Origin of the sequence: Gemella sp. 20925_1_85 (assembly GCF_041433735.1) — a bacterium.
GTDB lineage: Bacteria > Bacillota > Bacilli > Staphylococcales > Gemellaceae > Gemella.
In genome coordinates, this window is the sequence record NZ_JAPWCC010000004.1 from 90,727 (window position 1) to 115,693 (window position 24,967).

The window sequence follows — 24,967 nt, forward strand, 5'->3', positions numbered from 1 at the left end:
TTTATTTGTTAAAATGATCTATTCACTCTAACAAAGTCTAATGTTACTTTTACTTGCGCAGTCGATATTTTTAAATTATTTCGTCTCTGCGTTCCTTATTCTTTGACGCAGTGGCTACATACCAATCACTTCGTCACTTCGTTCCTCATTCTTGGTGTAGCTGTGCGATTCTTACTCCTAACTTTTTTCTTCACCTTCTAGATTCGAAAAAACTAAGGCTCAGTCGATACTTTCAAATCATTTCGTCTCTGCGTTCCTTATTCTTTGAGTATCTCTGAGAAGCTTCCTCGTAACCATTTCTTCGTATTTACAATACTTGAAATGCTAACGATGTAGCCTTTACGAGTTTACTTTAACCATTGCTGGCCTGATTACTCTATCTTTTAGTTTGTAACCTTTTTGGAATGTATCTAAGATTACTCCGCTCTCTTTGTCACTTTCTTCTCCTTGCATTACTGCATGGTGGAAGTTTGGATCGAACTGAGCATTTTCAGTTTCTACTAGTTCAACACCTTCTGATTTAAGCGCTGCTTGTAATCCTTCGTATACCATTTGTACACCTTTAAGAACCGTTTGTACTTCTTCATTAGTTGATTCAACTTGTAAAGCGCGTTCTAGGTTATCCAAACTTGGTAAGATTTCTGTAATCACTTTTTGACTCTTATAAGCATTTATAGTGTCAATTTCTTGATTTTTACGTCGTTTAAAGTTTTCAAACTCTGCATAAAGTCGTAAGTATTTATCTTCTGAAGCTTTTACTTCTTCTTGCAGTTTTTCAATTTGTTCTTGTAGTAATTCTTCAGCAGTTTTTTCAACTACTTCTTCTTTTAAATCTGTCGTTTCTTCAGTCTCAACAGTTTCTTCTGTTGTTACTTCTTCTTGTAGAGTTTCTTTTTGTTCTTCAGTAGCCATCTCTACCTCCTAATTATTTCAAATTATTATTTAAATTATCACGAACACAAGCTATAAGTGTCATGATTTTTGAATAGTCCATTCTCTTTGGTCCAAACACGGCTATTACACCTTGACCTTTAGATGTGTTATAACTACTAGACACTAACGAAAGATCATCTATATTCCCAAGCTTAAGCTCAGTTCCTATTTTAATAGATGGTTTGTCTGTTACTTCATTATTATCTAGAAGCTCGACTATCTTATCATCTTCTAAGAGCGATACTACTTCTTTTAATTTTTCTACATTGTCTATATCGGGTTGTTTAAGTAAATTGTACTTACCCCCTAATGCTACAGTCTTTTTAATTTTATTCTGCAACAATCTATTTAAAGCTACCACTATCATATCGTAGTTGTTAACTTTATTCTTTAGATATTTTTCTAACTCACCGTGAATCATTACGTGAGCTGTTGCCATATCCACATCATAGAAGTAACTTTGAAGAAGTTTATTAATCTCCGCTATATCTTCTGCAGTGAAATCCGCATCAAGTTTATAGTTTTGTTGGAATACTTCTCCTATGTTTGTTACTAATATAACGAGAATACTACGACTACTTAGAAGAATAACCTCTATCTTATTAATGCGCCTATCCGTTTTTGTCGGAGCTAATATGACCGCCGTACAATCCGTTAAGTCTGATAGGACTATTGCATTCTTTTCTAAATAGTTATTTTCCGATACTATATCACCACCAGAGAGTTGTTTAAGTTTTTCATTCTCACTATTTGATAATTCATAATCTTTTTTTATGTAATCTACATAATAGCGATAACCTTTTTCCGAAGGTACTCTACCTGATGAAATATGAGTCTTTTTAATCAACCCTTCTTTTTCTAATTTACTCATATCATTTCTTATCGTTGCCGAACTGAAATCAATATTTTGAGCAATTTGCTTAGAACCTACAGGTTGATTAGTCGTAATAAAATTTTCGACTATAGATTGAAGAATGAGTACTTGTCTATCTATTAACATCGTCATCACCTATTCTCCAATTTTGTGTTTTAGCACTCTAACTATCTGACTGCTAATCACATATATAATAATATCATTAAGGTCAAAATAAGTCAATAGATTTTTTAAAATATTTTTGACTTTTTTTGACCTTTCTGTTTTCCATGTAAGAAAAACCTTGCAATACCATGTTTTAAATGAGTCTTAAAAAGTTTATATTGAAACAAATAATAAGAAGAACACCCTTCAAAAATTCTCATCACTTATGATATAATAAAGGTTAATCAATAGAAAAGGAGTTTTTTATAATGAAGAAAATATTTAGACTTTGCACTATACTTTTATCTTCTCTACTTATACTAACAGCATGCTCAAGTGAAAAAACAAAAGTATTTACTACAAAATATGGAAATAATCAAGAAAATGAAACAACATTAACTTATAAAGGAGAGGTTGTTAATAGATTAAAAACTATTTCTAATATCACTGACCTAGGAACTGATGAAGAAGCAGCCTACAATAGTATAAAGACATCTATCGACCAAGAGAATAAAGATATCAATGGACTTTCTTACACTATTGAAAAGAAAGATGGAAAAGTAGTTATTACTTGGGATTTAGATTTTACTAAAATAAACTTCGAAAAAGATAAGGATCGCTTGCATTTCAAAACATCTTCTTTAGATGAAGAAAGAAAACTAAGCTACATAGAAGAAAACCTTAAGAAAAATGGTGCTATAGAGAAAAAATAATATCTAATAAATAAAGTGTTCATCAGTTAGGACTTTTAATCTTGCTGATAAACACTTTTTTCTTATAAAATATAGCGTGATTTCTCCTACCTTCCTTGTATCTTCAATAAAATTCTTGTATAATAAGTAAACGAAAGAAGTTAATAGAGGTAAAAATTTTGGAACTTATTGAACTTAGAAAAGAACTCGAAGAAATTAACAAAAGAATAACGGAATTTAAAACTTCATTAAAAATAGAAGATAAAACTGAACGAGTTGCTGAAATTGAAAATATGATGCTAGAGGCCGATTTTTGGAATGATAGCGAAGCAGCTAGTCTACTAGTTACGGAATCAAAAAGTATAAAAAAAGAACTTGATGAATTTAGTGAAATGATAGACTATTTAGAGCACTCTGAAGAAATGGTTGACTTTTTAAAAGATGAAGATGATGAAGAAATTTATCAAGATTTACTAGAAACAGTAGTCAATCTTAAATCAAGCGTTGAAGATTTTAGCTTTAGATTATTATTCTCAGAAGAATATGATAACAACAGCGCTATACTAGAAATACATGCTGGGGCTGGTGGTACTGATGCTACAGACTGGTCAGAATTAATGTTACGTATGTATGAAAGATTCTTCACAAAGCAAGGATTAAAATACAGCTACTTAAACTATCAATCTGGTGACATCACTGGAGTTAAATCAGCAACAATAAAAATTGAGGGTGACTTTGCGTATGGTTTATTAAAAGGAGAAAAAGGAGTTCACAGAGTTGTTCGTATCTCACCTTTTGATCCATCAGGAAAAAGACATACATCATTTGCTTCAATTGATGTAATTCCAGAATTTAATGAAGATGAAATCAATATAGAAATTAATAATGAAGATTTAAAAATTGATACTTATCGTGCTCAAGGTGCTGGTGGTCAACATATTAATACTACTGACTCTGCCGTTCGTATCACTCACCTTCCTACTGGTATTGTCGTTCAATCACAATCTGAACGCAGTCAAATACAAAATAAAGATGCTGCGTTGAAAAATTTAAAATCAAAACTATATCAACGTGAAATAGAAGAAAAAGAAAAAGAATTAGCAGCAATTCGTGGTGAACAAAAGGATATCGGTTGGGGATCACAAATTCGTTCTTATGTATTTACTCCATATACAATGGTAAAAGATCACAGAACAAACTATGAAGTATCTACAGTAGATAAAGTAATGGATGGTGAGATAATTGACTTTATCGATGCTTATCTACATTACAATATGAAAGAAAAAGAGATATTATAGAAAAATGGACCTACCGGTGTGTACCGATAGGTCTATTATTTTTTATTTTTTCTCATCAAATCTTTCTTCTATAAGTTTTTCTTCTGTTTTCTTCAGACTTACTTTTTTATCTCCAGAACTTGGCCATGGAAGACCTTTTAATTCATTAATATCAGCTACAGAATAATCAACTGTTACAGTTTCTATAGCAAATTTATCTTGATAATCAACCTTGTCTTCTAAACCTTTTATACCTTTGAACTTTTCTCCTAGTTTCTCCGCTTGTTTTTTAAAGGTTTCTTTAGTTAGTCCTAATTCAGAATAAGTAATAATATTTTTTGCTGTTTGTCTTGTTACAACATCACCTTTATAGTAAAGTGTAATTTCCATTTGTACACCAGGTTGTTTCTTAACATAAACCTTACTACCTTCTTTTTCAGAACATCCTACTAAAAATACTAATAAAAAAACTGATATAATTTGTAATATCTTTTTCATTTTATAAACTCTCCTATCCTTTAGATAACAATATTATACCACAGTTTAAAACCAATAAAAACAAAAAAAACGATACAAATTTGTATCGCTCTTTGTTATTATAGTTTTTCGTATTCTGCTGGAACATCAAATGGATTTTCTTTATTAATATGATCGTAGAACATAACTCCATTTAAGTGATCTATTTCGTGTTGGAAACAAATTGCTGGTAAATCTGTTAAAGTTAAAGTAACTTTCTCATCATTTTCATTATAACCAACTACTTTAATTTTTGAATAACGAGGAACATATCCCTTGATATCTTTATCTACAGATAAACACCCTTCTCCACCAGCTAAGTAACATTTTGCTGCTGAATTTGAGATGATTTTTGGATTGTATAGTGCATAAGAAACTGTGTCTTCTGGGAACTCCTCATCTGGAATGTGCACTGCAATCATTCTTTTTGAAACATTGATTTGCGGTGCAGCTAACCCTATTCCAGGTTTTAGTCCTAATTTTTCTGCTTTTTCATCATCTTGTGAAGCAATAACATACTCTAATAATCCACGTAAAACTGCTTTGTCTTCGTCTGAAATCGGACTTTTTACTTCTTCAGCACGTGCTCTAAGTGTTGCGTGTGGATCAATAATTATATCTTTAGTTGTAATCAAATCTTTTCTCCTTTATTTCTAATTATTTATTACGGTATCTTCGTACATACTTAATTATTTCATAAATAAACAAGAATGTCAAAGGTCAAAGTTTCCTTATTTACAGTATTTTAATATTAATTTCACACAAAATATCACAATAATTTTCTTTCTATATTAAAAAGTTTTCTGAAATTTATTTTTGTATTTTTATTAATTTCGTGATATGATAATATTATTGATAATTTATAAATGAAATTTTTAGGAGGGTGTATTATGACTTTTGAAAATTACCAATATACAAGACCAAATACAGATCAATTAAAAGAACAATTAAAAACATTAGTAGAAAGATTAAACTCTGCAAATAGTGCCGAAGAAACACTAGAAATTTTTAATGAATATAATAAACTTCGTGATGACGTAAGTACTATGGCACAATTATCAGAGATTCGTGTAACAATTGATACAACTGATAAATTTTATGAAGCTGAACAAGAATTCTGGGACGAATTTGGTCCTGAATTAGATTCTCTTTACAGCAAATTTGACGAAGCAATATTCAATTCAAAATTCAAAGAAGAACTGAAAAAAGAAATTGGAGAACATTACTTCAATCTAATCGAAACTTCTCTAAAAGTATTTAGCGATGAAATCATTGAAGATTTAAAAGAAGAAAACAAACTTTCTTCAGAATATACTAAACTAACTTCAAGCGCTAAAATTCCATTTGATGGTGGTGAACACAACTTAAGTGGTATGGCTAAATACACACAAGACGCTAACCGTGAAACTCGTCTATTAGCTAACCAAGCCGTAGCTAAATTCTTTAAAGAAAACTTAGAACAATACGATAGCATTTATGACCGAATGATTAAAGTTCGTACTCGTATCGCCAAAAAACTTGGATTTGATAACTTTGTAGAGGTCGCTTACCTACGCTTACGCAGAACAGACTACAATGCAAAAGACGTAGCAAACTACAGAAAACAAATTTTTGAGGAAATCGTTCCTGTAGTTGAGGAACTTAAAAAAGCTCAAGCTAACCGTCTAGGACTTGAAAAACTTTCATTCCACGATGAAGGTGTAACATTCAAATCAGGTAACCCTACTCCAAAAGGGGATCGTCCAACACTTGTTGACTATGCTAAAACTATGTATAAAGAATTATCACCTGAAACTGATGAATTCTTCACATTTATGACTGAAAATAACTTATTAGATTTAGATACAAAACCAGGAAAAGCTGGTGGTGGTTACTGTACATTTATTCCAAATTACAAAGCACCATTTATTTTCGCTAACTTTAACCAAACACCTCATGACGTTACAGTTCTAACTCACGAAGCTGGACATGCTTTCCAAGTTTTCCAAAGTAGACATCACATGCCAGATTATGTTTGGCCAACATATGAAGCTTGCGAAATCCACTCAATGAGTATGGAATTTTTAACTTGGCCTTGGATGAACTTATTCTTCCAAGATGAAACAGAGAAATTCAAATACTACCACATGGCAACATCAATCAAATTCTTACCATATGGTGTTACTGTTGATGAATTTCAACATGAAGTATACGAAAATCCAGAGCTAACTCCAAAAGAACGTCGTATGAAATGGTTAGAAATCGAAAGAAAATACTTACCATCTCGTTACTATGAAGATATTCCAGAACTTGATGAAGGACTATTCTTCTACAGACAAGGTCACTTATTCAGTGTCCCATTCTACTACATCGACTACACTCTAGCTCAAGTTTGCGCATTCCAATTCTGGAAAAAAGCTAACGAAAATAGAGAAAAAGCATGGAAAGAATACCTACACCTATGTAAACTAGGTGGTACTAAACCATTCTTAGAGTTAGTAAAAGAAGCTAACTTAGAAAATCCATTCGAAGACGGAACTATTTCAAATATTGTTCCAGAACTTAGAAAATACATTGACTCTGTCGATGCAACAAAATTCTAGTAATGTTAAAGGCGAGTAAATCTCGTCTTTAACTTTATAGAAATAATTTTATTTTTAATATTAGGAGGATAAAATATGAAAGAAAAAAAGATAGCGGCATTTTTTGATATTGACGGAACTCTTTATAGAGATTCTCTAATGACAGAACATTTTAAAAAATTAATAAAATATGAAGTTGTAGATGAAAAATATTGGTTAAATGGTGTAAAAGATAGCTACATTAACTGGGATAAGAGATTTGAAGACTATGATAACTACCTTTTCGGTGTTTCTGAAGCATATGTACAAGCAATTACAGGTCTTCATAAAAAATATATCGACTTCGCGACTGAACAAGTAATGAAACTTAAAGCTGATCGTGTATATAAATTCACACGAGATATTATAGAAAAACACAAGAAAAATGGACACCTTATCATCTTCATTTCGGGAAGTCCTGATTACCTTGTAGAAGCGATGGGTAAAAAGCATCATGCATTTTTAGCTATAGGTAGTAAATACATTATAGAAGATGAGAAATTTACAGGTGAAGTAATTCCAATGTGGGATGCAGATAGTAAAAACAAAACTATAGATAGATTAGTTGAAGAATATAACATTGATCTTGATCAATCTTTCGCATATGGAGATACCAATGGTGATTACAACATGTTAAGACGTGTTGGCAATCCGGTAGCCATGAACCCGAGTCGTGAATTACTAAGTAAAATCAAAGAAAATCCAGAACTATCTGAAAAAGCTACTATTCTTATTGAACGTAAAGACGTTATTTATAAAACAAAAGCTAATATAGATATTGTAGAAATATAGAAGAAAACTCAAGGTAATCGACATTATGTCATACCTTGAGTTTTTTATTAATTCTAAGTATTATATAGGAATTCAGAACCTTCTTCACTATTAAGATTAACTCCAGAAACCAATCTATTTCCTACTCTTTTATAAAGCTGAGGTTGAGTAGTAAAAGTAATCTTACTTCCATCTTCCTTAATAAGTTTGAAGCTCTTGCCATTTACAGACCATTCAATTTTTTCTCCATTATATTTTTTTAGAAGATATCCTTTATATCGATTAACAAGGTCAGAACTCATTTTTCTAGCTCCTTCTTCACTTGTTGCTCCACCTATTCCTTGAGCATCTGCAGGCAATGAATTACTATCATTTAATAACGCAGGATTCGGACCACCTAATTCTACATCAGATCTTTTTTTCTTACGTTCAAACTCTCTTGCTTTTTCGGCAAGTTCCTTAGCCTTTTGAGCGGCTTCTTGAGCTTTATCATAAAGCTTATTACCCACATCACTTAACAATTGTTTTAAACTATTATTATTGAACTTATATTTTTCTAATATTTGAGAAAGATCCTTGTTAAAGTTCACATCCAATTTAATATTTTTTATCTCTTCTTCTGCTCTCTTATAGTTTTCAATATCAGCATTTAACCAGTTTATAGCAGCTGAAAAGTTTGAATTTGTATCAAGCTTTTTAGCACGATCTAAACTATCCTTTGCTTCGTCAACCTTTTTATCGTTTAGACTGATAGAAGTATTTCTAACCTCTTTTGCAACTTTTATATCAGTCTTGATAGTTGGAATAACCTTTTGAGCAACATCAGTAGTTAAAGTTTCTAAGCCTTTTGCTCCAGCTTCAAAATCATGACTGATATTAATCATATCAACATACTTTTGATACTCTTCTTTTACCTTCTTATCTTTTCCGCTACCAAACATAAAATAGTAAGCTGTAGCACAAATGATAAGTGTAACAATAACACTTGAAAATATAGCAATACTTTTTTTCATATATATTCTCCTCTAATATAAAATATCCCAATTCTGTGGTTTATAAAATTATTATCTCATAGAAAATCATATTTTACTAGAAGTAAATTAACATACAATATTTTTATATAAGTTTGATAATATCTTATATTGCTCTAGATATGCAGAAAATTTTAATTCATATACTCTTCCCTTATTAAAATATTTAATAGTACATTCTTTTTTATTATGATTATAATCTAGCCCTACAATATTTTTGTAGTATATCTTATAACCAAAAAACTTATAAAACTTTTTTATAGAGAAAATTTTTAAGAACTCTTCCCTAAAATATATATCACAATCATAACTAAATGAAATTCTATAATTTACACGATCTAAAACCGATAATTCCTTTCCTCTCAGTAGCTTATTTATCTCATTTCTTATTTTAGGAATATTAGAATTATACTTTTTTAGATAATAGTCAAAATCAGCTGTTAATAGTATCCTTTCTACATTAGTTAAAGTAGTAAAATTAATTGTATCCATATAAAAAACCTCCTTAATATACTTAGTATATTAAAGAGGTTGGACAGAATGTGGGAAAAACTACTCTTTATTTTTAGCGTTTAAAGCTAATAGACCTATTTGAACTACTACCGCTCCTGCTGCAGTAACTCCTTTTATTATAGTCTTTATTTTTCCATTGTTTTTATTTCGACACGCTTCACATTTATTATATTTATATCCTTCTTTTAATAATTTATTACAATTTTTTCCTTTACATATTTTTGACACCTTTATTCTCCTTCTATATAAAATATATTATCTTCTAATTTTTCTTCAATTAATAACTTATTTTCACTATTATAAGATAATTCTTTAATATTAGCTTCTAAACTTGGCACTTTCTTCGTCCAATAATTTTCAGGTAACGAGTCCATAGAATCTAGTCGTTCAATCAATCCTTCAACTTTAAAATAAGATTTATCTAGATAATTCCTATAATAATTCAAACTCTTTTTCATTGATTCTTCTTCACCTAAAACTTGATATCCTATCGCCGAAACTAAGGATGTTATATTTAAAGCAGATAAATTTTCTCTTATTTCTGAAATTCTCATATCTATATCTTCTTGTTTTGATCCTCTAATAAATTTTCCAATAGTGCTTTCAGGCTGTTCACTTATAAATTTTAAATTTGAACTTTGACTAAGCATTAATAGATTTCTTGAATCTTCTGCAGAATGTATAACACTTAATAATGCTTGTTGTTTTAAAATTTCATTTTTTATCTCCATGGCTTGAATCAGTTTTTGTTGACAACTATAAGCTAATGCTAGTCTGTCATTTTCTAAACCTACTCGCACCTCTTCCACCGCTAACTTAATTTGGTTAATTTCTTCGGCAATTTCCTTCATTTTTAATTGAGCAGTATAATCTGCTAAGGCTTCATTAAATTTTGGGAACTCCTTAAATTGTTTTAATTCTATATTAGCAACCATTTTTTTCGTATCACAATCTCTTAATTTAGCTATTAGTGAACCATCCTTTTTAGTAACAAACTCTATTGCTCCCTTTTTTAATTTTTCTTTTTGATCATCTGTTAGCACAGCTTGTAGAGATTCTTTAGGAATCATAGCTTTTAAAGTATTAATAAATACTGGTGCCTCATATAGTATATTTTCCATTTTTTTCAAAATAGTATTTTTGTTCTTATTAAAGTATTTTTTCAAACCTACATTGTCTATATAACGACTATTCTCTTCACTATATTCGACTATAATTTCATTGCCATCATCCTTTATAATTTCCTTAGCTTTAACATCTATAACTACATCTTTATTATCCATTAATTTCCTCCGTACATATTAATACCAGATATTTCACAAATATTATCTCTAAATCTCTCTCTCTTCTAATATTTTTACGTTATCTCCTTGGCTATTAAGCCACATTTTTATTCCATCACCATAGCTTTCTGCCACAATCGTATGAACTTTATCTTCTGATTTTATGACCTTTGCTGTTGGTAATCTGTCTAACATTGCTTCAAGTGATGGACCACTAAACTCAAATGTGAATTTCTTTAGTTTTCCTCCGTACATGAACTGGATTCTCTTACGAAATTCCCCGTCCTCAAATCTGTCTCTATATGGAATATAGAAAGTTTCATCTTTATATTTAATATTACTCATTCTATCTATTCGAAAGACTAGTGGTACATCTTCTTCACTAGTTATTCCATAAGCTATTAAATAAAAATAAAATTCTGAGAACATAATAGAAATAGGGCGTACTTCTTTTTTAGTTTGTTTCTTATCCATTCTAGTATAATCAAAGGTTATAACTCTTGTTTCTCTAATTACATTCGACAGACTCCACAATACCTCTAGTAAATCTTTTCCATGTTGAAGTTCAGTGTAATAATAATCTTCATTATTAATCAACTCTCTTACATGTATCTTACTTTCACGACTTAATTGATTCTGTAATTTCTTTAGTAATAAAGACATCTCTTTTTTATTAAATGCTCTACTTTCTAATAAAATCTTACTTAACGCCAAGATATCCTGTTGAGTAAGAGTATTATCGCTTTCGCTAACAGCTGTATAAATATACTCTTTGTTCTTTACTATTATTTCAAATTCTCCAATCTCTTCTTTCTTCTCAAAAAGATAATCACGCAATTCATCAATATCTCTTTGAATAGTTTTAAGAGAAACTCCATATTCATTAGCTAAGTTTTCTTTTACCAGCCTCTCGCCTCGTCTAAGTCTATCGTATATTTCTAATCCACGAAACTTCTTATCTCTTGAATCACTCAAATTATTCGCCTCTTCCTCATCAACCGCTTAAAGTCTTATTTTTCATTATACATTATTAAATATTCACTTTCAACCTATTTTCTTATGATTGTTTAATAATAATAACCCTTTTATATAAACATATTTTACATTGAAAATTAGACATATTTTGTCCATTTTTTTTAAAAAATGATTTTTTTATTTTATTCTAAATACAATTTCAGTCTTTTCATTTCAAATTACCACTAATAATCTAATTCTAAATGTTATTATCAAATAAAAAAACTGTTGACTCCTGCATCATTACAGTTGTCAACAGCTTTAAATATATAATTGTAGTTTATTTTATTCTTCAGAATCTTTCCACACAAATAGTGCTCCAACACTATTAATGATATAGAAAATATATTTACCAACGTTAGCGAAGTTTCCTTGAACTACTGCTTTTGTAAGTTGAACAATATTATATAGTAACCAGAATGGCCATTGTGTAGTTAGCTTAAATGTATTTAATCCATTACCCATTAATGAGAATGCAAATGCAATTGTAGTTATATATGCAAGAGTACTCATCTTACCATGATATCCAATGTAGTTTGTAGCATATGAGAATACAAATGAAAGAATCGCAATTGCTGTTAAAACTGTATATAATTTTGCTTTTGACATTGTATTTGGTTTATCTGTAGATTTATTCCATACATAAATCGCACCCAAATAGATTAAAAATGTTACAGGGTATGTGATAATCGCAGCTTTGTTACCTAGGATATAATCAATAACTCCTGATAATACGGCATTAATAATACCTAAGTAGTTACCAAGTTTACTTAATTTTCCTGTAAATCTTGTAGATAGCATTGAGATACCAACATTAATTACAGAAATAAGTCCAAATGGTACGAGTGCAGTCCATGGACCCCAATCAACGAATTTATCTAATCTCGTTGCTAAATAACCTGATGCAATAGCAATACTAATTACTAAAACAACCCCTAGTAAATCAAACCATTTTGATGTTGCGAATATTTTTAATTTTTGTTTCATAAAGCCTTTTATTCCTTTTTAAATGTATCACATTAAGTTAATGTAACCTTAATTTTTTAGGTTCTTAGTAGCTTTTTTATAACGCTTACTAAAAATCTACTTTCATTATACACCAAACATTTTCCACTTTCAATCAATAAATTTTCGCATTTTCGCTTAACTATTATGTAACATAAATATATTTTTAAAAATTAAATACATCATTGCTCTTTATCTTAAACTTTTATCTGATGCATAAAAAAAGAAATTGTATTATTTAGTTTCCTTATAACTATTTTATTCACCATGTAAAACTTTTCTTTTTATATCAATTTGTTTCTTATCACTTTACTTTCTAACTGATAATGATTATAATTTATAGTAGAAAAAATCTGAAAGTGAGTATATTTATTAATGAAGAAAAATAAATTATTTATGGCCCTTATGGCTGGTACTATCGTTATTAGCGGATGTGCTGCTAAAACTGATAAAAAAGAAGAAAACAAAACTGCTCAAGTTGATACATCTAAAGGTACAAAAGAACAACTTAAACAAGCTACTGAGCTTTATAAAAAATTCGTAGAAAACCAAGTAGATACTCTACTTAAAGATACTGAAAAATTCGCTGAAACTATTAAAGCTGGAAATCTTGAAGAAGCTAAAAAACAATATCCTGTAATTCGTATGGCTTATGAGCGTTCAGAGCCAATCGCAGAAAGTTTTGGTGAACTAGATGTGAATATCGACTTCCGTCTTGCTGACTACCTAGAAGAAAACAAAACAGAAGAAGGATGGCGTGGATTCCACAGAATCGAAAAAATTATGTGGGAACAAAATACTACTAAAGGTACTGAAGAATACGCAGACCAACTAGTAAAAGACATTAAAGAATTAAAAGCTAAAGTCGCTACTGTTGAAGTTACTCCTGATTTAATGGTAACTGGAGCTGTTGACTTACTTAACGAAGTTGCAACACAAAAAATCACAGGAGAAGAAGAAATTTACTCTCACACTGACCTATACGACTTTAAAGCTAACATCGAAGGTGCTGAAGAAATCTTTAAGATTTTCAAACCTTTAATCGAGAAAAAAGATAGTAAATTAGCTAAGGATTTAACTGAAAAATTCGCTACAATAAACAGCTTATTAGACAAATATAAAACTGATGAAAAACACTACAAACTATACACTGACTTAACTAAAGAAAATACTAAAGAACTTTCTGAAGCAGTAACAAAATTAGGAGAACCACTTTCTCAAATGGGTGTAATTTTAGACGAAGAGGCTAAGTAATATGGAAGAATCTGGTAAAAAATGGATTGACAAAAAAATAACAAGACGTGATTTCCTGAAAAAAGCAGGAATGACTGGAGCCGGAGCAGTTGTTGGAGCTTCTGCTCTTGGTGGATTTTTCGCAAACAAAGCTGAGAATAACCGAGCTATAGCTGATGGAGAAGAAAAAATTACATTCTATGGCAAACACCAAGCTGGAATTACTACTCTTATGCAAAAATGTGTTTATTTTGTCGTACTAGATTTACACTCAACTAAGCGTGATGATGTAATCGACATGTTTAAGCAATGGACTAAATATAGTGAAAAATTAATGAACGGTGAACTAGTTGAACCCGCCCTTAAAAACCATTATTTACCACCAAAAGATACTGGAGAAACGGTAGGGTTAAACCCCTATCGTTTAACTCTGACATTTGGAGTTAGTCCAAGTTTCTTAAAGAAAATGAACTTAGAGAATAAAAGTCTTGAAGAATTTAAAGACTTACCTCCTTTCGCAAGAGAACAACTAAAAGAAAAATATACAGGTGGGGACATTTGTATTCAAGCATGTGCAGATGATGAACAGGTAGCCTTCCATGCAGTACGTAACCTGGTTAGAAAGGCTCGCTCTACTGTAACTATGAAGTGGAGTCAATCTGGTTTTGCTGCTATTGGTAATCGTCTTGAAACACCGCGTAACCTTTTCGGATTTAAAGACGGTACTGCTAATGCAACTAAAGAAGACCAATTTGATAAGATTGTATGGTGCGATAAGGACAACTGGATGAAAGATGGTAGCTACATGGCCGTTAGACGTATCCAAATGCACCTTGAGACATGGGATAGAACAAGTCTAAATGAACAGGAAAATACTTTTGGAAGATATAAAGATAGTGGTGCTCCTTTCGGAGAAACTGATGAATTCGCACCAATTGATCTTAATAAAAAAGGTCCAGATGGGAAACCTTTAATTCCTGTAACTTCACACGTCCACTTAGCACATAAACCTGGCGTAGAATTATTAAGACGTTCTTATTCTTATTCAGACGGTATTAATGAAACTACAGGACAATTCGATTCTGGTCTACTATTTATCTCTTTCCAAAAAGACCCAAAACAATTTATTACTATTCAAAATAGTTTAGGAAACGAAGATAAGATGAATGAATATATAACTCACATCGGAAGTGGTTTATTCGCATGTTTTGGAGGAATTAAGGAGGGTGAATATATTGGCCAAAAACTATTTGACTAAAATTATTTTAGCTTTTATAGTACTTTTCAGTTTTAGTTCACCATTTCTAAAAAATATCGTAGCGAAAGAATCGTACAGTAATCTTTTTATAAAAATTACCGATGCTAATACTGCAATAAAAAATAACGAACAAGACAAAGCTAAAAAATTAATTGAAGAATTTAAAACAGAATTTGAAATAACGAAGAATTCAGATTCTGAAGCTGGAAAAAAAGTTAAACAAACATTAAAATCAAATGATATAAATGAAGAGCAACTTAGAGAATTATCAACTGCTCTACTTGCTTTTGAAAATGAACAAAATCCTTTAGACGTTGAAGCCGAGAAAAAAGCTTTTAAAACAAAACTTTACCCCGCTTTCGATAAATTAGAAAAGGCAATTGACACTAAAGATGTTGAAACTATGAAAGCAGAATATGTTAAATATAATGCTGCTTGGGTTCGTAATGAAGGTATCGTAAGAACACTTGAACCTGCTTACTACGGAAAAGTAGAAACAACAATGTCATTTCTACGTAGTTCTATGGAAGTTGAGCCTTATGACTATCAAACTACAAAATTATATTTAACAGATTTAAAAACTTACCTAGACGATTTCCTTGCTGGAAAAAAACTAGAACAAAATTCAGAAGTTAAAACGCTTGATCAAGGGATAAAACTTCTTGAAGATAGTCTTGCAGCCTTTAAAGAAGGTAACAAAGCCCAAGGTTCACAGAAAATGAAGAAATTCATTGAAGTATGGCCCGTTATTGAAGGAGAAGTACGTACACGTAACGCTTCACTATATACAAAAGTAGAGAGCGAAACTCCTATCATTATGGTTAAAGGTAGTGAACAAAAGTATCAAGATCAGCTTAAGAACTTAATCTCAGAGCTTTCTAAAATCGATACAAAATCTAACTATACTGCTATAGATTCTATGCTAATTTTACTTCGTGAAGGTGTTGAAGCATTAATAATTGTCTTATCTTTAGCAAGCGCATTAAAAGCTGCTAAACAGAAAAAAGGCTTAATTTGGATTTATGCAGGTGCCTTAGTAGGTATCCTTACTAGTATACTAGCAGCCGTTATTTTAAAATACTCATTCCCTGCTCTATCATCTGGTACTAACCGTGAAATCATCGAAGGTGTTGTTGGTATATTCGCAGTAATCATGATGATAGGTATAGGAATCTGGCTACATAGTAAAAGTTCTGTAAAAGCATGGAAGAAATATATGGATACAAAGTTAAATCTAGTACTTTCTACTGGAAGCTTTATTTCTATGTTTACACTTAGCTTCCTAGCTGTTTTCCGTGAAGGGGCAGAAACTATTTTATTCTATGCTGGTATTATGCCATTAATCACTACTGCTAACCTACTAATCGGGATAGTACTAGCTATTGTCGCTTTAATAATTATCGGTATAATCATGGTTAAAGCTTCTGGAAAATTATCTATCAGCAAAGTATTCCTAGTGTTATCTTGGTTAATATACATTCTAGGATTCAAAATGCTTGGAGTAAGTATACATGCTTTACAAATAACTGATATCCTATCAAATCACATTATAGATTATCTACCTACTATTGAAATTTTAGGAATTTATCCTAGTTTTGAAGTAGTAATAGCTCAACTTATTTATATTATTGTTGTAGCCATTAGCATATTCTATGAAAAATCTAAAAATAAATAGGTAACTCGCGATGAAATATGGAGATAAAGTTTCTACCGTGGATCATCTAACCGAACTTAGAAAGAGACTAATACTAAGCCTTGTGTTTTTTATTGTCTCTTTCATAGTTAGTTTATTATGGTCAGCGGATATTTATAAATTTTTAACTAGTAATTTTAATAATAAATTGATTGTTCTTGGACCTAATGATATACTATGGATATATCTAACTCTTGCAGGACTTTGTGCCTTCACATTCTCGATACCATTTATTTGTTATCAAATCTGGGCATTTATAAAACCTGCATTAGAAGAAAGAGAAGCTCGTGCATTACTAGCTTATATACCGGCGGTATTCATTTGTTTTTCAGTAGGATTAGCTTTCGGGTTCTTTCTAGTAACTCCTGCTATCTTAAATGTGCTTCTTTCTATAGGAGATGATTTATTCAATACTCAATTAACAGCTCAAAACTATCTATCATTCGTCATTAATACGACAATACCGATAGCGATACTTTTTGAGTTTCCTGTTATTGTCGCATTCCTAACATCATTAGGTATATTAACACCTACCTTCTTAACTAGAAATAGAAGATATGCATATTTTATACTAATTGTAATAGCAGTAGTTATTACACCTGCTGACTTTATAAGTGATATCGTTATGTCAATACCATTAATTTTAATTTATGAAATTAGCATTATTATTAGCAAGTATATATACAACAAAAGAGGTGAAAAGTAATGGGATTTTTACGTGATATAGGAGCTCCTGGAGTTATAGTACTTATTATAGCTGCTCTAATAATCTTTGGTCCTAAACGTCTACCTGAACTTGGAGAATCAATTGGAAAAATGTTCACATCATTTAAAAAATCAATTTCGGGACTGACAGAAGAGGAAAACTCAGATAAAAAAGACGAAAAAAAAGATAACTAGAAAAAGACTTTACAATATGTTTTAAGCATATCTGTAAAGTCTATTTCTTTTATATTATTTTCCTAAATCTGTTAAATCATATGGTGTTTGTTGATAAACTTGGTTTAACCAGTTGTGGTAGAATAAGTAAGCCACTCCACGCCATCTATTTTTAGGTGCCTTCGTATCATCATTTCCTGGGTAATAATTCACAGGAACTTCGATTGGAAGATTACTATTCTTATCACGTACATATTCATTATGAAGTGTATCTGCATCATATTCTATATGCCCTGTTACAAAAACCTTTCTAAGATCTTTAGTCGCAGCGATTAATGTCCCAACCTCTTCTGATCTCGCTAATACATCAAGTTCAGAAATAGTAGGTAGTTTCTCTTCTTCAATTTTAGTGTGTCTAGAATGAGGGGCTAAGAAAGTATCTGTAAATCCTCGTGTTAATGTATGATTTTCTATAAGAACATCATGTTCAAAAACTCCAAATATCTTATCATCTACTTGTTCTTTTTTAACACCAAAGTGATAGTATAAACTAGCTTGAGCTGCCCAACAAATATTTAATGTTGAAAAGACATGAGTCTTACTCCATTCAAAAATGCTATTCAGTTCTCCCCAGTAATTTACATCTTCAAATTCTAATTGTTCAACAGGTGCTCCTGTAATAATAAGTCCGTCATAATATTTATCTTTCACTTCATCAAATGTTTTATAGAATTTCTCTAAGTAAGACTGTGCTGTGTTTTTTGCGATATGACTTGTCGTATGAAGAAATTCTACTGTAATTTGAAGCGGAGAGTTACCTAAAAGTCTTAGTAATTGACGCTCAGTTTCTTCTTTTTTAGGCATCAGATTCAAAATTAGAATTTTCAATGGTCGTATATCTTGATTTTTAGCTCTATTCTCTTCTATTACGACTACTCCTTCTTCTAATAATTTATTCTTTACCGGTAATTCATTTTGAATACATATTGGCATTGTATTATCTCCTTAACTATTCTTTATCTTAAATAAAAAAACTCGCCACTATTACAAATTAATGCAATAGGGACGAGTTTATCGTGTTACCACCCATGTTTATGGATATAAATATCCACCTTAATCGGTACGTGTTCATACCGCTGTGCTATATCGCGCACTAACGTAATTACCTATTAGATAATTATTACTCCGAGACCATTTTCAATTACATCTCATCTTACTTTCTTACACCGACCGAAAGCTCTCTGTTTTGAATCAATTATAATCTACTTATCTCTTCAATGTTTTACATATTAATTTACTTAATAGTATAAAGAATTTAACACTATTTGTCAATAGAAAGCGTCTCAAAAATATAAATCTCTTGGATATTATTTTTGAGAAAAAAAACTAAACTTATTTATTAAACTCTACAAGTTCAAATTTATTACCATCGTATTCAAGGACGCTAACTGAAGTATTCACTATAACTCCACGTCCAACTTCTTTAATACCTTTTTGAGTTAAGAAAGAACGAATTAAACCACCATGACATACTGCTAATATCGTTTTATCTGGGTGTTCTGCATGCTTTTCTTTAAAGAATGCTTCTACTCTATCAGCAGCATCAGAATCTAGTTCCATTCCTCTTGTTTCTCCAGCCTTAAGACCAGCTCCATACTCGGCAAAAGAGACTCCTTCATACTCGCCGTATGACTTCTCAATTAATCTTTTATCTTTAATTACAGCTAATTTTTTATTATCTTCACTATTTGAATTGTCTAACATATATCTAGCAGTATCAAACGCTCTTCCTAAAGTACTACTATACGCAATATCAATAGTATATCCTTCTATTTTTTTCCCTGCAGCAATCCCTTGACGAATTCCTTCCTCATTCAAAGGAATATCTGTATGACCTTGAACTAATTTATTTTTATTATAATCTGTTTCTCCATGTCTTGCTAAAATAATACGCATAATCTCATCTCCTTATTAAAAAATTAGGGAGCGACCAATTAAATCAATTTCTATAAAACTATGATTTCTTAGCCGTTCCCTTAATAATTTTAAATATTAAATTTCTCTAATACGAACTCATGTCCATCATAATGTACCACATTTAATGCAGTATTATTAATTAGTATATTAGACTCAGGATATAATCCTAATGTTCTTAAAAATACACGAATTAATGCGCCATGACAAACTACTAAAATTGTATCATCTTTATGATCTAAGTATTTTTCAGTAAAAAATGAACTAGCTCTCTCATAAACATCTTCATCTTTTTCAACTGACTCTAAACCTTGATTATTTTCAAGCGCAGTAAAATACTCCTCAAATGTACTTCCTTCAAAATCTCCAAAGAATTTTTCGATTAAACGCTCATCGGTAGTTATCACTTTAGAAATATTTTGACTATTATTAGAGTTATCAAGCATAAGTCTTGCTGTTTCTACTGCTCTTTTCAAAGGACTACTAAAAGCATAATCAATATTGTGATTCGTTAGCTTTTCTCCTGCAGAAGTCGCTTGATTTCTACCAGTCTCATTTAATTCAATGTCGCTATGGCCTTGGATTAATCTGTTTTTATTATAGTTTGTTTCACCATGTCTAACTAATAAAATTTTCATATCATTTACCTATTCAAAAATGAAATCCTCATCTTCGATTGATTCAACATTCATACTAACTACATATCCATCACCTTTAACACTAAAGAAGTCATGGTTCTTAGTATTTGTATTCATCGCATTTTCAATAATTGGATTGATTTCTTTATCTTCGAAGTATCCAGGATATCCTAGGTTAGCTAATGCACGGTTAGCATTATATTCAACATAATCTTTTACTTCTTCATATAAACCAATTTCATCATATATATCTTTAGTATATTTCAACTCATTTTCATATAAATCTAATAGTAGTTTATACATTTCTTTTTCAGCACGTTCTTGCTCTTCTTGAGTAAGAGTTCTAAAGATTTCTTGAGCATCGAATCCTGTAAAGCTTCCGTGGATAGTTTCATCTAATAAGATTTTACGAATAATTTCTCCAGAAGTAGTTACTTTACCTTGTCCAGCTAAATATAATGGATAGAAGAATCCACTGTAGAAAATATAACTTTCTAAGAATACAGACGCTACACGAGCCATGTATAAGTCATATGTTGGCACTTCTGGCTTAAATAATCTCATATAATAGTCTTCGATTAATTTCGCTTTAAATTGAAGTTCTGGATTGCTTGGAACCCACTCATCTAGTAAGTAGTCTGTTTCTTGTGAAGGAATTAATGATGTAAAGATCGTAGAATAACTTTTCGCATGAATTTGCTCCATCATTCCCATAAAGCTATAAACAGCTTGTTTTCTCATATCTTCAGTATGTAAAGATACAAGTGGCATACCTTTATCACCTTGTTGAGTATCAAGACCAGTTAAACCAGCTAATACTTTTTTATAAGCTTCACGTTCTTTATCGTTTAAATCTTCATTCCAACTTTTAATATCTTTTGACACTTTAAACTCAGTATCAACCCAAAATTGTGCAATATTTTGACGCCAATACATGAAAGTTAAGTCATCTTGTTTATTCCAGTTTACTGCTTTCATAATTAGTAATTTTTCCTCTCTTTTCTATATAGAACAAGAAGTACATTCTTCTACTGAAAGTAGTTTGTTTCTTGTGTAATATAGTGATTTCAATCCTTTGTGATGTGCGTAAATATAATATCTTGCAAGTTCTCTTGTTGTAATATCAGAATTTACGAATAAAATCACAGAAATACCTTGGTCTACGTGTTCTTGAATAACTGACATTAAGTCAATAAGTTTCATTTGGTCCATAGTAAATGCAGATTTATAGAACCACTGAGTCTTTGGACTTAAGTATGGCATAGGGTAGAATGTTTCAGCATTACCATAACTTCTACGTTCAATTTTATCAACAATTGGTAATACACTTGATGTTGAGTTTTGAACATATGAGATACTTTGAGTTGGTGCAATAGCCATTCTATATGCATGATATAAACCATTTTCTTTTACTCTATTTTTTAGACTTCTCCAGTCTTCTTTTGTTGGAATATAAATCCCTTCAAATAGTGCTTTCACTTTGTCGGTTACAGGTAAGTAGTCATTTTCAATATATTTTGTAAAGTAACTTCCATTATAGTAATCTGATTTTTCAAAGTCTTTAAATGTTTCATTGCGTTTTTTAGCAATTTGCATTGAACGTTCTAATGTATAGTAATTCATCATCATGAAGAAGACATTAGCAAAATCTTTTGCTTCTTCACTCTCGTAAGCTATCAGGTTTTTCGCTAAATATCCATTAAGGTTCATAGCTCCTAATCCAACAGAGTGGAATTCATCATTAGCTTTTACTACACCTGGCGCATTTTTGATTTTAGTAGAATTACTTACAAATGTTAATGCATCCATACCTGAGTAAATAGATTCTTTAATTTTTTTGCTTTCCATTACATTAACGATATTTAATGACGCTAAGTTACAAGAAATATCACGTTTAATGATATCTCCTTCACCGTAATCTTTAATTACTGAAGTTTCTTGTAATTGGAAAATCTCAGTACATAAGTTACTCATCTTAACTTGTCCAATTTCACGAAGTGCGTGATTTTTATTAGCATTATCTTTGAACATTAAGTATGGGTATCCTGATTGTAATTGAGTTTGTGCTATTAAGTTAAGCATATCACGAGCATCAAATTTACGCTTCATAATATTTTCATTCGCTACAAATTTATCATAGTATTTAGCAATATCAATATCATCTAACACTAAACCATATTCTTCATAAATTGAATGAGGCCCAAACATATAGAAATCTTTATTCTCACGAGCTAAATCAAAGAATAATGATGGTACGATAATACCTGTAGAAATCGTTGGAAGACGTAATTCTTCATCGGCATTAACTTTCTTAGTATCTAAGAATTCTAATACATCATAGTGGAAGATATTTAAGTACACAGCACCTGCTCCTGGACGTTGTCCAAGTTGATCTGCATATGCAAAACCTTGTTCTAAGGATTTAGCTACAGGAATAACACCTTTAGCTACCCCTTTAATACCTTTAATACTTTCACCACGTGCACGTAGTTTCGATAAGTTAATCGCAACTCCCCCACCAATTTTTGAAAGTTGTTTAGCAGTTGAATCGATGTAGTTAATAGAGTTAAGTGAATCACCTACTTCTAATAAGAAACATGATACTAACTCACCACGACGACTTCTTCCTGAGTTTAGGAATGTTGGTGTTGCTGGTTGTAATCTCTGTTCAAGCATTGAAATCATAAGCTCTTTCGCTAAAGCTACATCACCATCAGCTAAGTACATAGCTACTATAAATACGTGTTGGTTAAAGTTTTCTAAATATTGTTTTTTATCATTTGTTTTTAATGCATAGTCCTTATAGAACTTACTTGCTGCCATATAACTCTTAAATTCAAACTTGAAGTTCGCAGCTAATTCTAAACATTCTAAAATTTCATCTTCAATATATTTATCAAAGATATTATAGTAGAAATTCTCTTCTACTAAATATCTAAGTCTTTTAATCTCTGAACTGAATTTCTTTGTACGAAAGTCTACTTCACGAAGAAATTCTTCAATAGCTTCCACGTCTTTTTCTAATTTGAAAAATCCATTATCGCCTCTTTTTGTTACTTCATTATTTAGTTCAATATGGTTAAATTTCTCCATTCTTTACACTCTCCAAATATATTTTTTTAAATTCACTTATATCTTTTTTATTACCATGTAATTCAATTTTCATTAGTAACGGAATGTTATATTCACTGCTAATAATTTCAGCAGCATTGGCAAATCGTTCACCCCAATTTTTATTTCCACTACCAACAACACCTTTTAAATGATTATGGTTCTCTTCTAAAAAACTAGCAACCGCAACCGGTACTTCTCCAAAGCCAAATGTTGGTGTTATAAGGATATAATCGAAATCCACATCAAAATCAATATCCTGTAAATAAATTACATCTTCTTTGGGAATCTCACACATGTCTACAAATCTTTTACAATTTCCAGTCAATGAATAAACAATAATCTTCATTATTTCCTCACACTCCCACAAAAATATTTCCGAGGATTATTTCCTGGAAATTTCAAACATATATTTATTATACACTCTATTTTTCATTTTTTCAACGATTAATTTTGCTTTGAAAATCCATGAAAATATTTTTCAAAATTTCTATACTTATTTAATATTTCATTAGTTCATTTATTAACTTTTAGACAAAATTATAGTGAAAAATATTATAGTAAAAAAAATTACTTAAGAATTTTTCACTTGAAATTTTGCAAAAAAGAACTCAGAACAAATAATATTGTTCAAAGTTCTCTTCTATTAATAATTTAATTAATTCTATTAGATTTTCTTCTAGCAAATTCTGAGAAATGGAATTTATCGACTCTATGACGACTTTCTGTATAATGAAGAAAATCAGTTCCTTCCGTATATACATCACTTCGTAACACTGCGATATGTTTATGACCATTTAAATCAATATATGTAGAATCTTCTTCACTAACCGGTTCGATTTTAAAATCTTTATTTCCATATGAAATTTTTATACCTAAGTCATTTTCTAAATATTCATATAATGATTCTTCTACACGGTCTGTAGGTAATTCTCCAATTGCACTCTTTCTAATATAATCTTTATCTAATATTACTGCTTCGCCATCAACAATTCTTTGGCGAACTAAGTAAATTAATTTTTCTCCACGTTTCACAAGACCAAGGCGTACTAGAAAATCTGGAGCCTCAACTTCTTCATTTACTATTACCTTAGTAGTTGCTTCAACGTCTTGAAATTGTCGACGTTCTTTAAAACTTAAAAGCCCTGTTACTGGTAGTCTATATCTATGAACATCAAGAACAATAGATCCTTTGCCTTGAATTTTATGGATATAACCATTTTCTAATAATAATAACAAAGCTTTTCTTATAGTTTCCCTAGAAACATCATATTCTCTTGCGAGTTCATTTTCACTCGGCAAAAGTGAATTAGACCTATATTGCCTATTTTCTATTTTTTCTCTTAACTCTAAATAGATCTTAAAAAACTTATTCATGATTTCCCCCAATATAAATAATTATATACGTATATTTTAACATAATTCACCTAAATATTAAATATTTTTTACTCAAAAACTTTTATAAAAACGATTTTTTTGTTAATTTCTGTAAATATGTAAACCGAATTCGAGTAAAACCACTTATATT

At 30.6% G+C, this 24,967-nt stretch carries 26 protein-coding genes and 1 other annotated feature; of the genes, 9 read left to right on the forward strand and 17 right to left on the reverse strand.

Annotated features, from left to right (window positions below):
• Positions 1–339 precede the first annotated feature (339 nt).
• Entirely contained in the window at positions 340–912 is a 573-nt protein-coding gene (gene grpE, locus O3884_RS02485) for a nucleotide exchange factor GrpE (RefSeq protein WP_003143977.1), read from the reverse strand.
• A gap of 13 nt (positions 913–925) precedes the next feature.
• The gene (gene hrcA, locus O3884_RS02490; protein ID WP_004263317.1) at positions 926–1,939 is read right to left on the reverse strand and encodes a heat-inducible transcriptional repressor HrcA; all 1,014 of its coding nucleotides are present in this window, start codon (positions 1,937–1,939) and stop codon (positions 926–928) included.
• A gap of 281 nt (positions 1,940–2,220) precedes the next feature.
• Between hrcA and O3884_RS02495 the strand changes: the two genes are divergently transcribed.
• Together O3884_RS02495 and prfB are read left to right on the forward strand one after the other, a co-directional pair.
• The gene (locus O3884_RS02495) at positions 2,221–2,664 is read left to right on the forward strand and encodes a DUF1307 domain-containing protein (protein ID WP_371451420.1); all 444 of its coding nucleotides are present in this window, start codon (positions 2,221–2,223) and stop codon (positions 2,662–2,664) included.
• A gap of 158 nt (positions 2,665–2,822) precedes the next feature.
• Positions 2,823–3,941: a peptide chain release factor 2 gene (gene prfB / locus O3884_RS02500; protein ID WP_371451422.1), complete on the forward strand. Its 1,119-nt coding sequence runs from the start codon at positions 2,823–2,825 to the stop codon at positions 3,939–3,941.
• 42 nt (positions 3,942–3,983) lie between these two features.
• Here prfB and O3884_RS02505 read toward each other — a convergent pair whose 3' ends face one another.
• Together O3884_RS02505 and def are read right to left on the reverse strand one after the other, a co-directional pair.
• Positions 3,984–4,418: a YehR family lipoprotein gene (locus tag O3884_RS02505; protein ID WP_294681576.1), complete on the reverse strand. Its 435-nt coding sequence runs from the start codon at positions 4,416–4,418 to the stop codon at positions 3,984–3,986.
• Positions 4,419–4,516: 98 nt separating this feature from the next.
• A complete protein-coding gene (def, locus tag O3884_RS02510) occupies positions 4,517–5,071 on the reverse strand; it encodes a peptide deformylase (RefSeq protein WP_294681574.1) in 555 nt (184 codons plus the stop codon).
• Between the two features lie 255 nt (positions 5,072–5,326).
• Between def and O3884_RS02515 the strand changes: the two genes are divergently transcribed.
• Positions 5,327–7,018 carry a M3 family oligoendopeptidase gene (locus O3884_RS02515; protein ID WP_371451424.1) on the forward strand — a complete coding sequence of 564 codons (1,692 nt, stop codon included), beginning with the start codon at positions 5,327–5,329 and terminating at the stop codon, positions 7,016–7,018.
• 75 nt (positions 7,019–7,093) lie between these two features.
• Positions 7,094–7,828 (forward strand): HAD family hydrolase, encoded by a 735-nt coding sequence (locus tag O3884_RS02520; protein ID WP_371451426.1) that lies wholly within the window; start codon positions 7,094–7,096, stop codon positions 7,826–7,828.
• A 53-nt stretch (positions 7,829–7,881) separates the two neighbouring features.
• Here the strand turns inward: O3884_RS02520 and O3884_RS02525 are convergent, their stop codons facing one another.
• From O3884_RS02525 to O3884_RS02550, 6 genes are all read right to left on the reverse strand, one after another.
• Positions 7,882–8,820 carry a hypothetical protein gene (locus tag O3884_RS02525; RefSeq protein WP_371451428.1) on the reverse strand — a complete coding sequence of 313 codons (939 nt, stop codon included), beginning with the start codon at positions 8,818–8,820 and terminating at the stop codon, positions 7,882–7,884.
• 87 nt (positions 8,821–8,907) lie between these two features.
• A complete protein-coding gene (locus O3884_RS02530) occupies positions 8,908–9,330 on the reverse strand; it encodes a hypothetical protein (RefSeq protein ID WP_371451429.1) in 423 nt (140 codons plus the stop codon).
• Positions 9,331–9,390: 60 nt separating this feature from the next.
• Positions 9,391–9,579, reverse strand: a complete 189-nt coding sequence (locus O3884_RS02535) for a hypothetical protein (protein WP_294681562.1) — start codon at positions 9,577–9,579, stop codon at positions 9,391–9,393.
• Positions 9,580–9,581: 2 nt separating this feature from the next.
• Positions 9,582–10,634: a hypothetical protein gene (locus O3884_RS02540; protein ID WP_294681560.1), complete on the reverse strand. Its 1,053-nt coding sequence runs from the start codon at positions 10,632–10,634 to the stop codon at positions 9,582–9,584.
• Positions 10,635–10,682: 48 nt separating this feature from the next.
• Positions 10,683–11,609: a helix-turn-helix transcriptional regulator gene (locus O3884_RS02545; protein WP_371451432.1), complete on the reverse strand. Its 927-nt coding sequence runs from the start codon at positions 11,607–11,609 to the stop codon at positions 10,683–10,685.
• A gap of 324 nt (positions 11,610–11,933) precedes the next feature.
• On the reverse strand, positions 11,934–12,635 hold the full coding sequence (locus tag O3884_RS02550) for a nicotinamide mononucleotide transporter family protein (protein WP_294681556.1): 702 nt from the start codon (positions 12,633–12,635) through the stop codon (positions 11,934–11,936).
• A gap of 393 nt (positions 12,636–13,028) precedes the next feature.
• On the opposite strand from O3884_RS02550, the gene efeO reads away from it, so the two are divergent.
• The 5 genes from efeO to O3884_RS02575 are packed head-to-tail and all read left to right on the forward strand — an operon-like array spanning position 13,029 to position 17,737.
• On the forward strand, positions 13,029–13,907 hold the full coding sequence (gene efeO, locus O3884_RS02555) for an iron uptake system protein EfeO (protein WP_294681553.1): 879 nt from the start codon (positions 13,029–13,031) through the stop codon (positions 13,905–13,907).
• A gap of 1 nt (position 13,908) precedes the next feature.
• Entirely contained in the window at positions 13,909–15,144 is a 1,236-nt protein-coding gene (gene efeB, locus O3884_RS02560; RefSeq protein WP_294681551.1) for an iron uptake transporter deferrochelatase/peroxidase subunit, read from the forward strand.
• Positions 15,113–16,819 carry an FTR1 family iron permease gene (locus O3884_RS02565; protein ID WP_371451435.1) on the forward strand — a complete coding sequence of 569 codons (1,707 nt, stop codon included), beginning with the start codon at positions 15,113–15,115 and terminating at the stop codon, positions 16,817–16,819. Before efeB ends, O3884_RS02565 begins: the two co-directional genes overlap by 32 nt.
• A gap of 10 nt (positions 16,820–16,829) precedes the next feature.
• Positions 16,830–17,543 carry a twin-arginine translocase subunit TatC gene (gene tatC / locus O3884_RS02570; protein ID WP_294681548.1) on the forward strand — a complete coding sequence of 238 codons (714 nt, stop codon included), beginning with the start codon at positions 16,830–16,832 and terminating at the stop codon, positions 17,541–17,543.
• Entirely contained in the window at positions 17,543–17,737 is a 195-nt protein-coding gene (locus tag O3884_RS02575; RefSeq protein WP_294681546.1) for a twin-arginine translocase TatA/TatE family subunit, read from the forward strand. Before tatC ends, O3884_RS02575 begins: the two co-directional genes overlap by 1 nt.
• Positions 17,738–17,791: 54 nt before the next feature.
• Here O3884_RS02575 and O3884_RS02580 read toward each other — a convergent pair whose 3' ends face one another.
• The 7 genes from O3884_RS02580 to treR form a co-directional block, all read right to left on the reverse strand.
• Positions 17,792–18,709 (reverse strand): homoserine O-succinyltransferase, encoded by a 918-nt coding sequence (locus tag O3884_RS02580; RefSeq protein WP_294681544.1) that lies wholly within the window; start codon positions 18,707–18,709, stop codon positions 17,792–17,794.
• 65 nt (positions 18,710–18,774) lie between these two features.
• Positions 18,775–19,003 (reverse strand) — a binding site (T-box leader).
• A gap of 105 nt (positions 19,004–19,108) precedes the next feature.
• A complete protein-coding gene (locus O3884_RS02585) occupies positions 19,109–19,672 on the reverse strand; it encodes a histidine phosphatase family protein (RefSeq protein WP_294681543.1) in 564 nt (187 codons plus the stop codon).
• Between the two features lie 89 nt (positions 19,673–19,761).
• Positions 19,762–20,328, reverse strand: coding sequence for a histidine phosphatase family protein (locus O3884_RS02590; protein ID WP_294681541.1), 567 nt, complete (start codon positions 20,326–20,328; stop codon positions 19,762–19,764).
• A gap of 9 nt (positions 20,329–20,337) precedes the next feature.
• Positions 20,338–21,306 (reverse strand): class 1b ribonucleoside-diphosphate reductase subunit beta, encoded by a 969-nt coding sequence (nrdF, locus tag O3884_RS02595; protein WP_294681538.1) that lies wholly within the window; start codon positions 21,304–21,306, stop codon positions 20,338–20,340.
• Between the two features lie 24 nt (positions 21,307–21,330).
• Complete coding sequence (nrdE, locus tag O3884_RS02600; RefSeq protein ID WP_294681536.1) at positions 21,331–23,421, reverse strand: class 1b ribonucleoside-diphosphate reductase subunit alpha; 2,091 nt, start codon at positions 23,419–23,421, stop codon at positions 21,331–21,333.
• A complete protein-coding gene (gene nrdI, locus O3884_RS02605) occupies positions 23,408–23,788 on the reverse strand; it encodes a class Ib ribonucleoside-diphosphate reductase assembly flavoprotein NrdI (protein WP_294681534.1) in 381 nt (126 codons plus the stop codon). The genes nrdE and nrdI overlap by 14 nt, the downstream gene beginning before the upstream one ends.
• A 305-nt stretch (positions 23,789–24,093) precedes the next feature.
• On the reverse strand, positions 24,094–24,816 hold the full coding sequence (gene treR / locus O3884_RS02610; protein WP_060913493.1) for a trehalose operon repressor: 723 nt from the start codon (positions 24,814–24,816) through the stop codon (positions 24,094–24,096).
• Between the last annotated feature and the right edge of the window lie 151 nt (positions 24,817–24,967).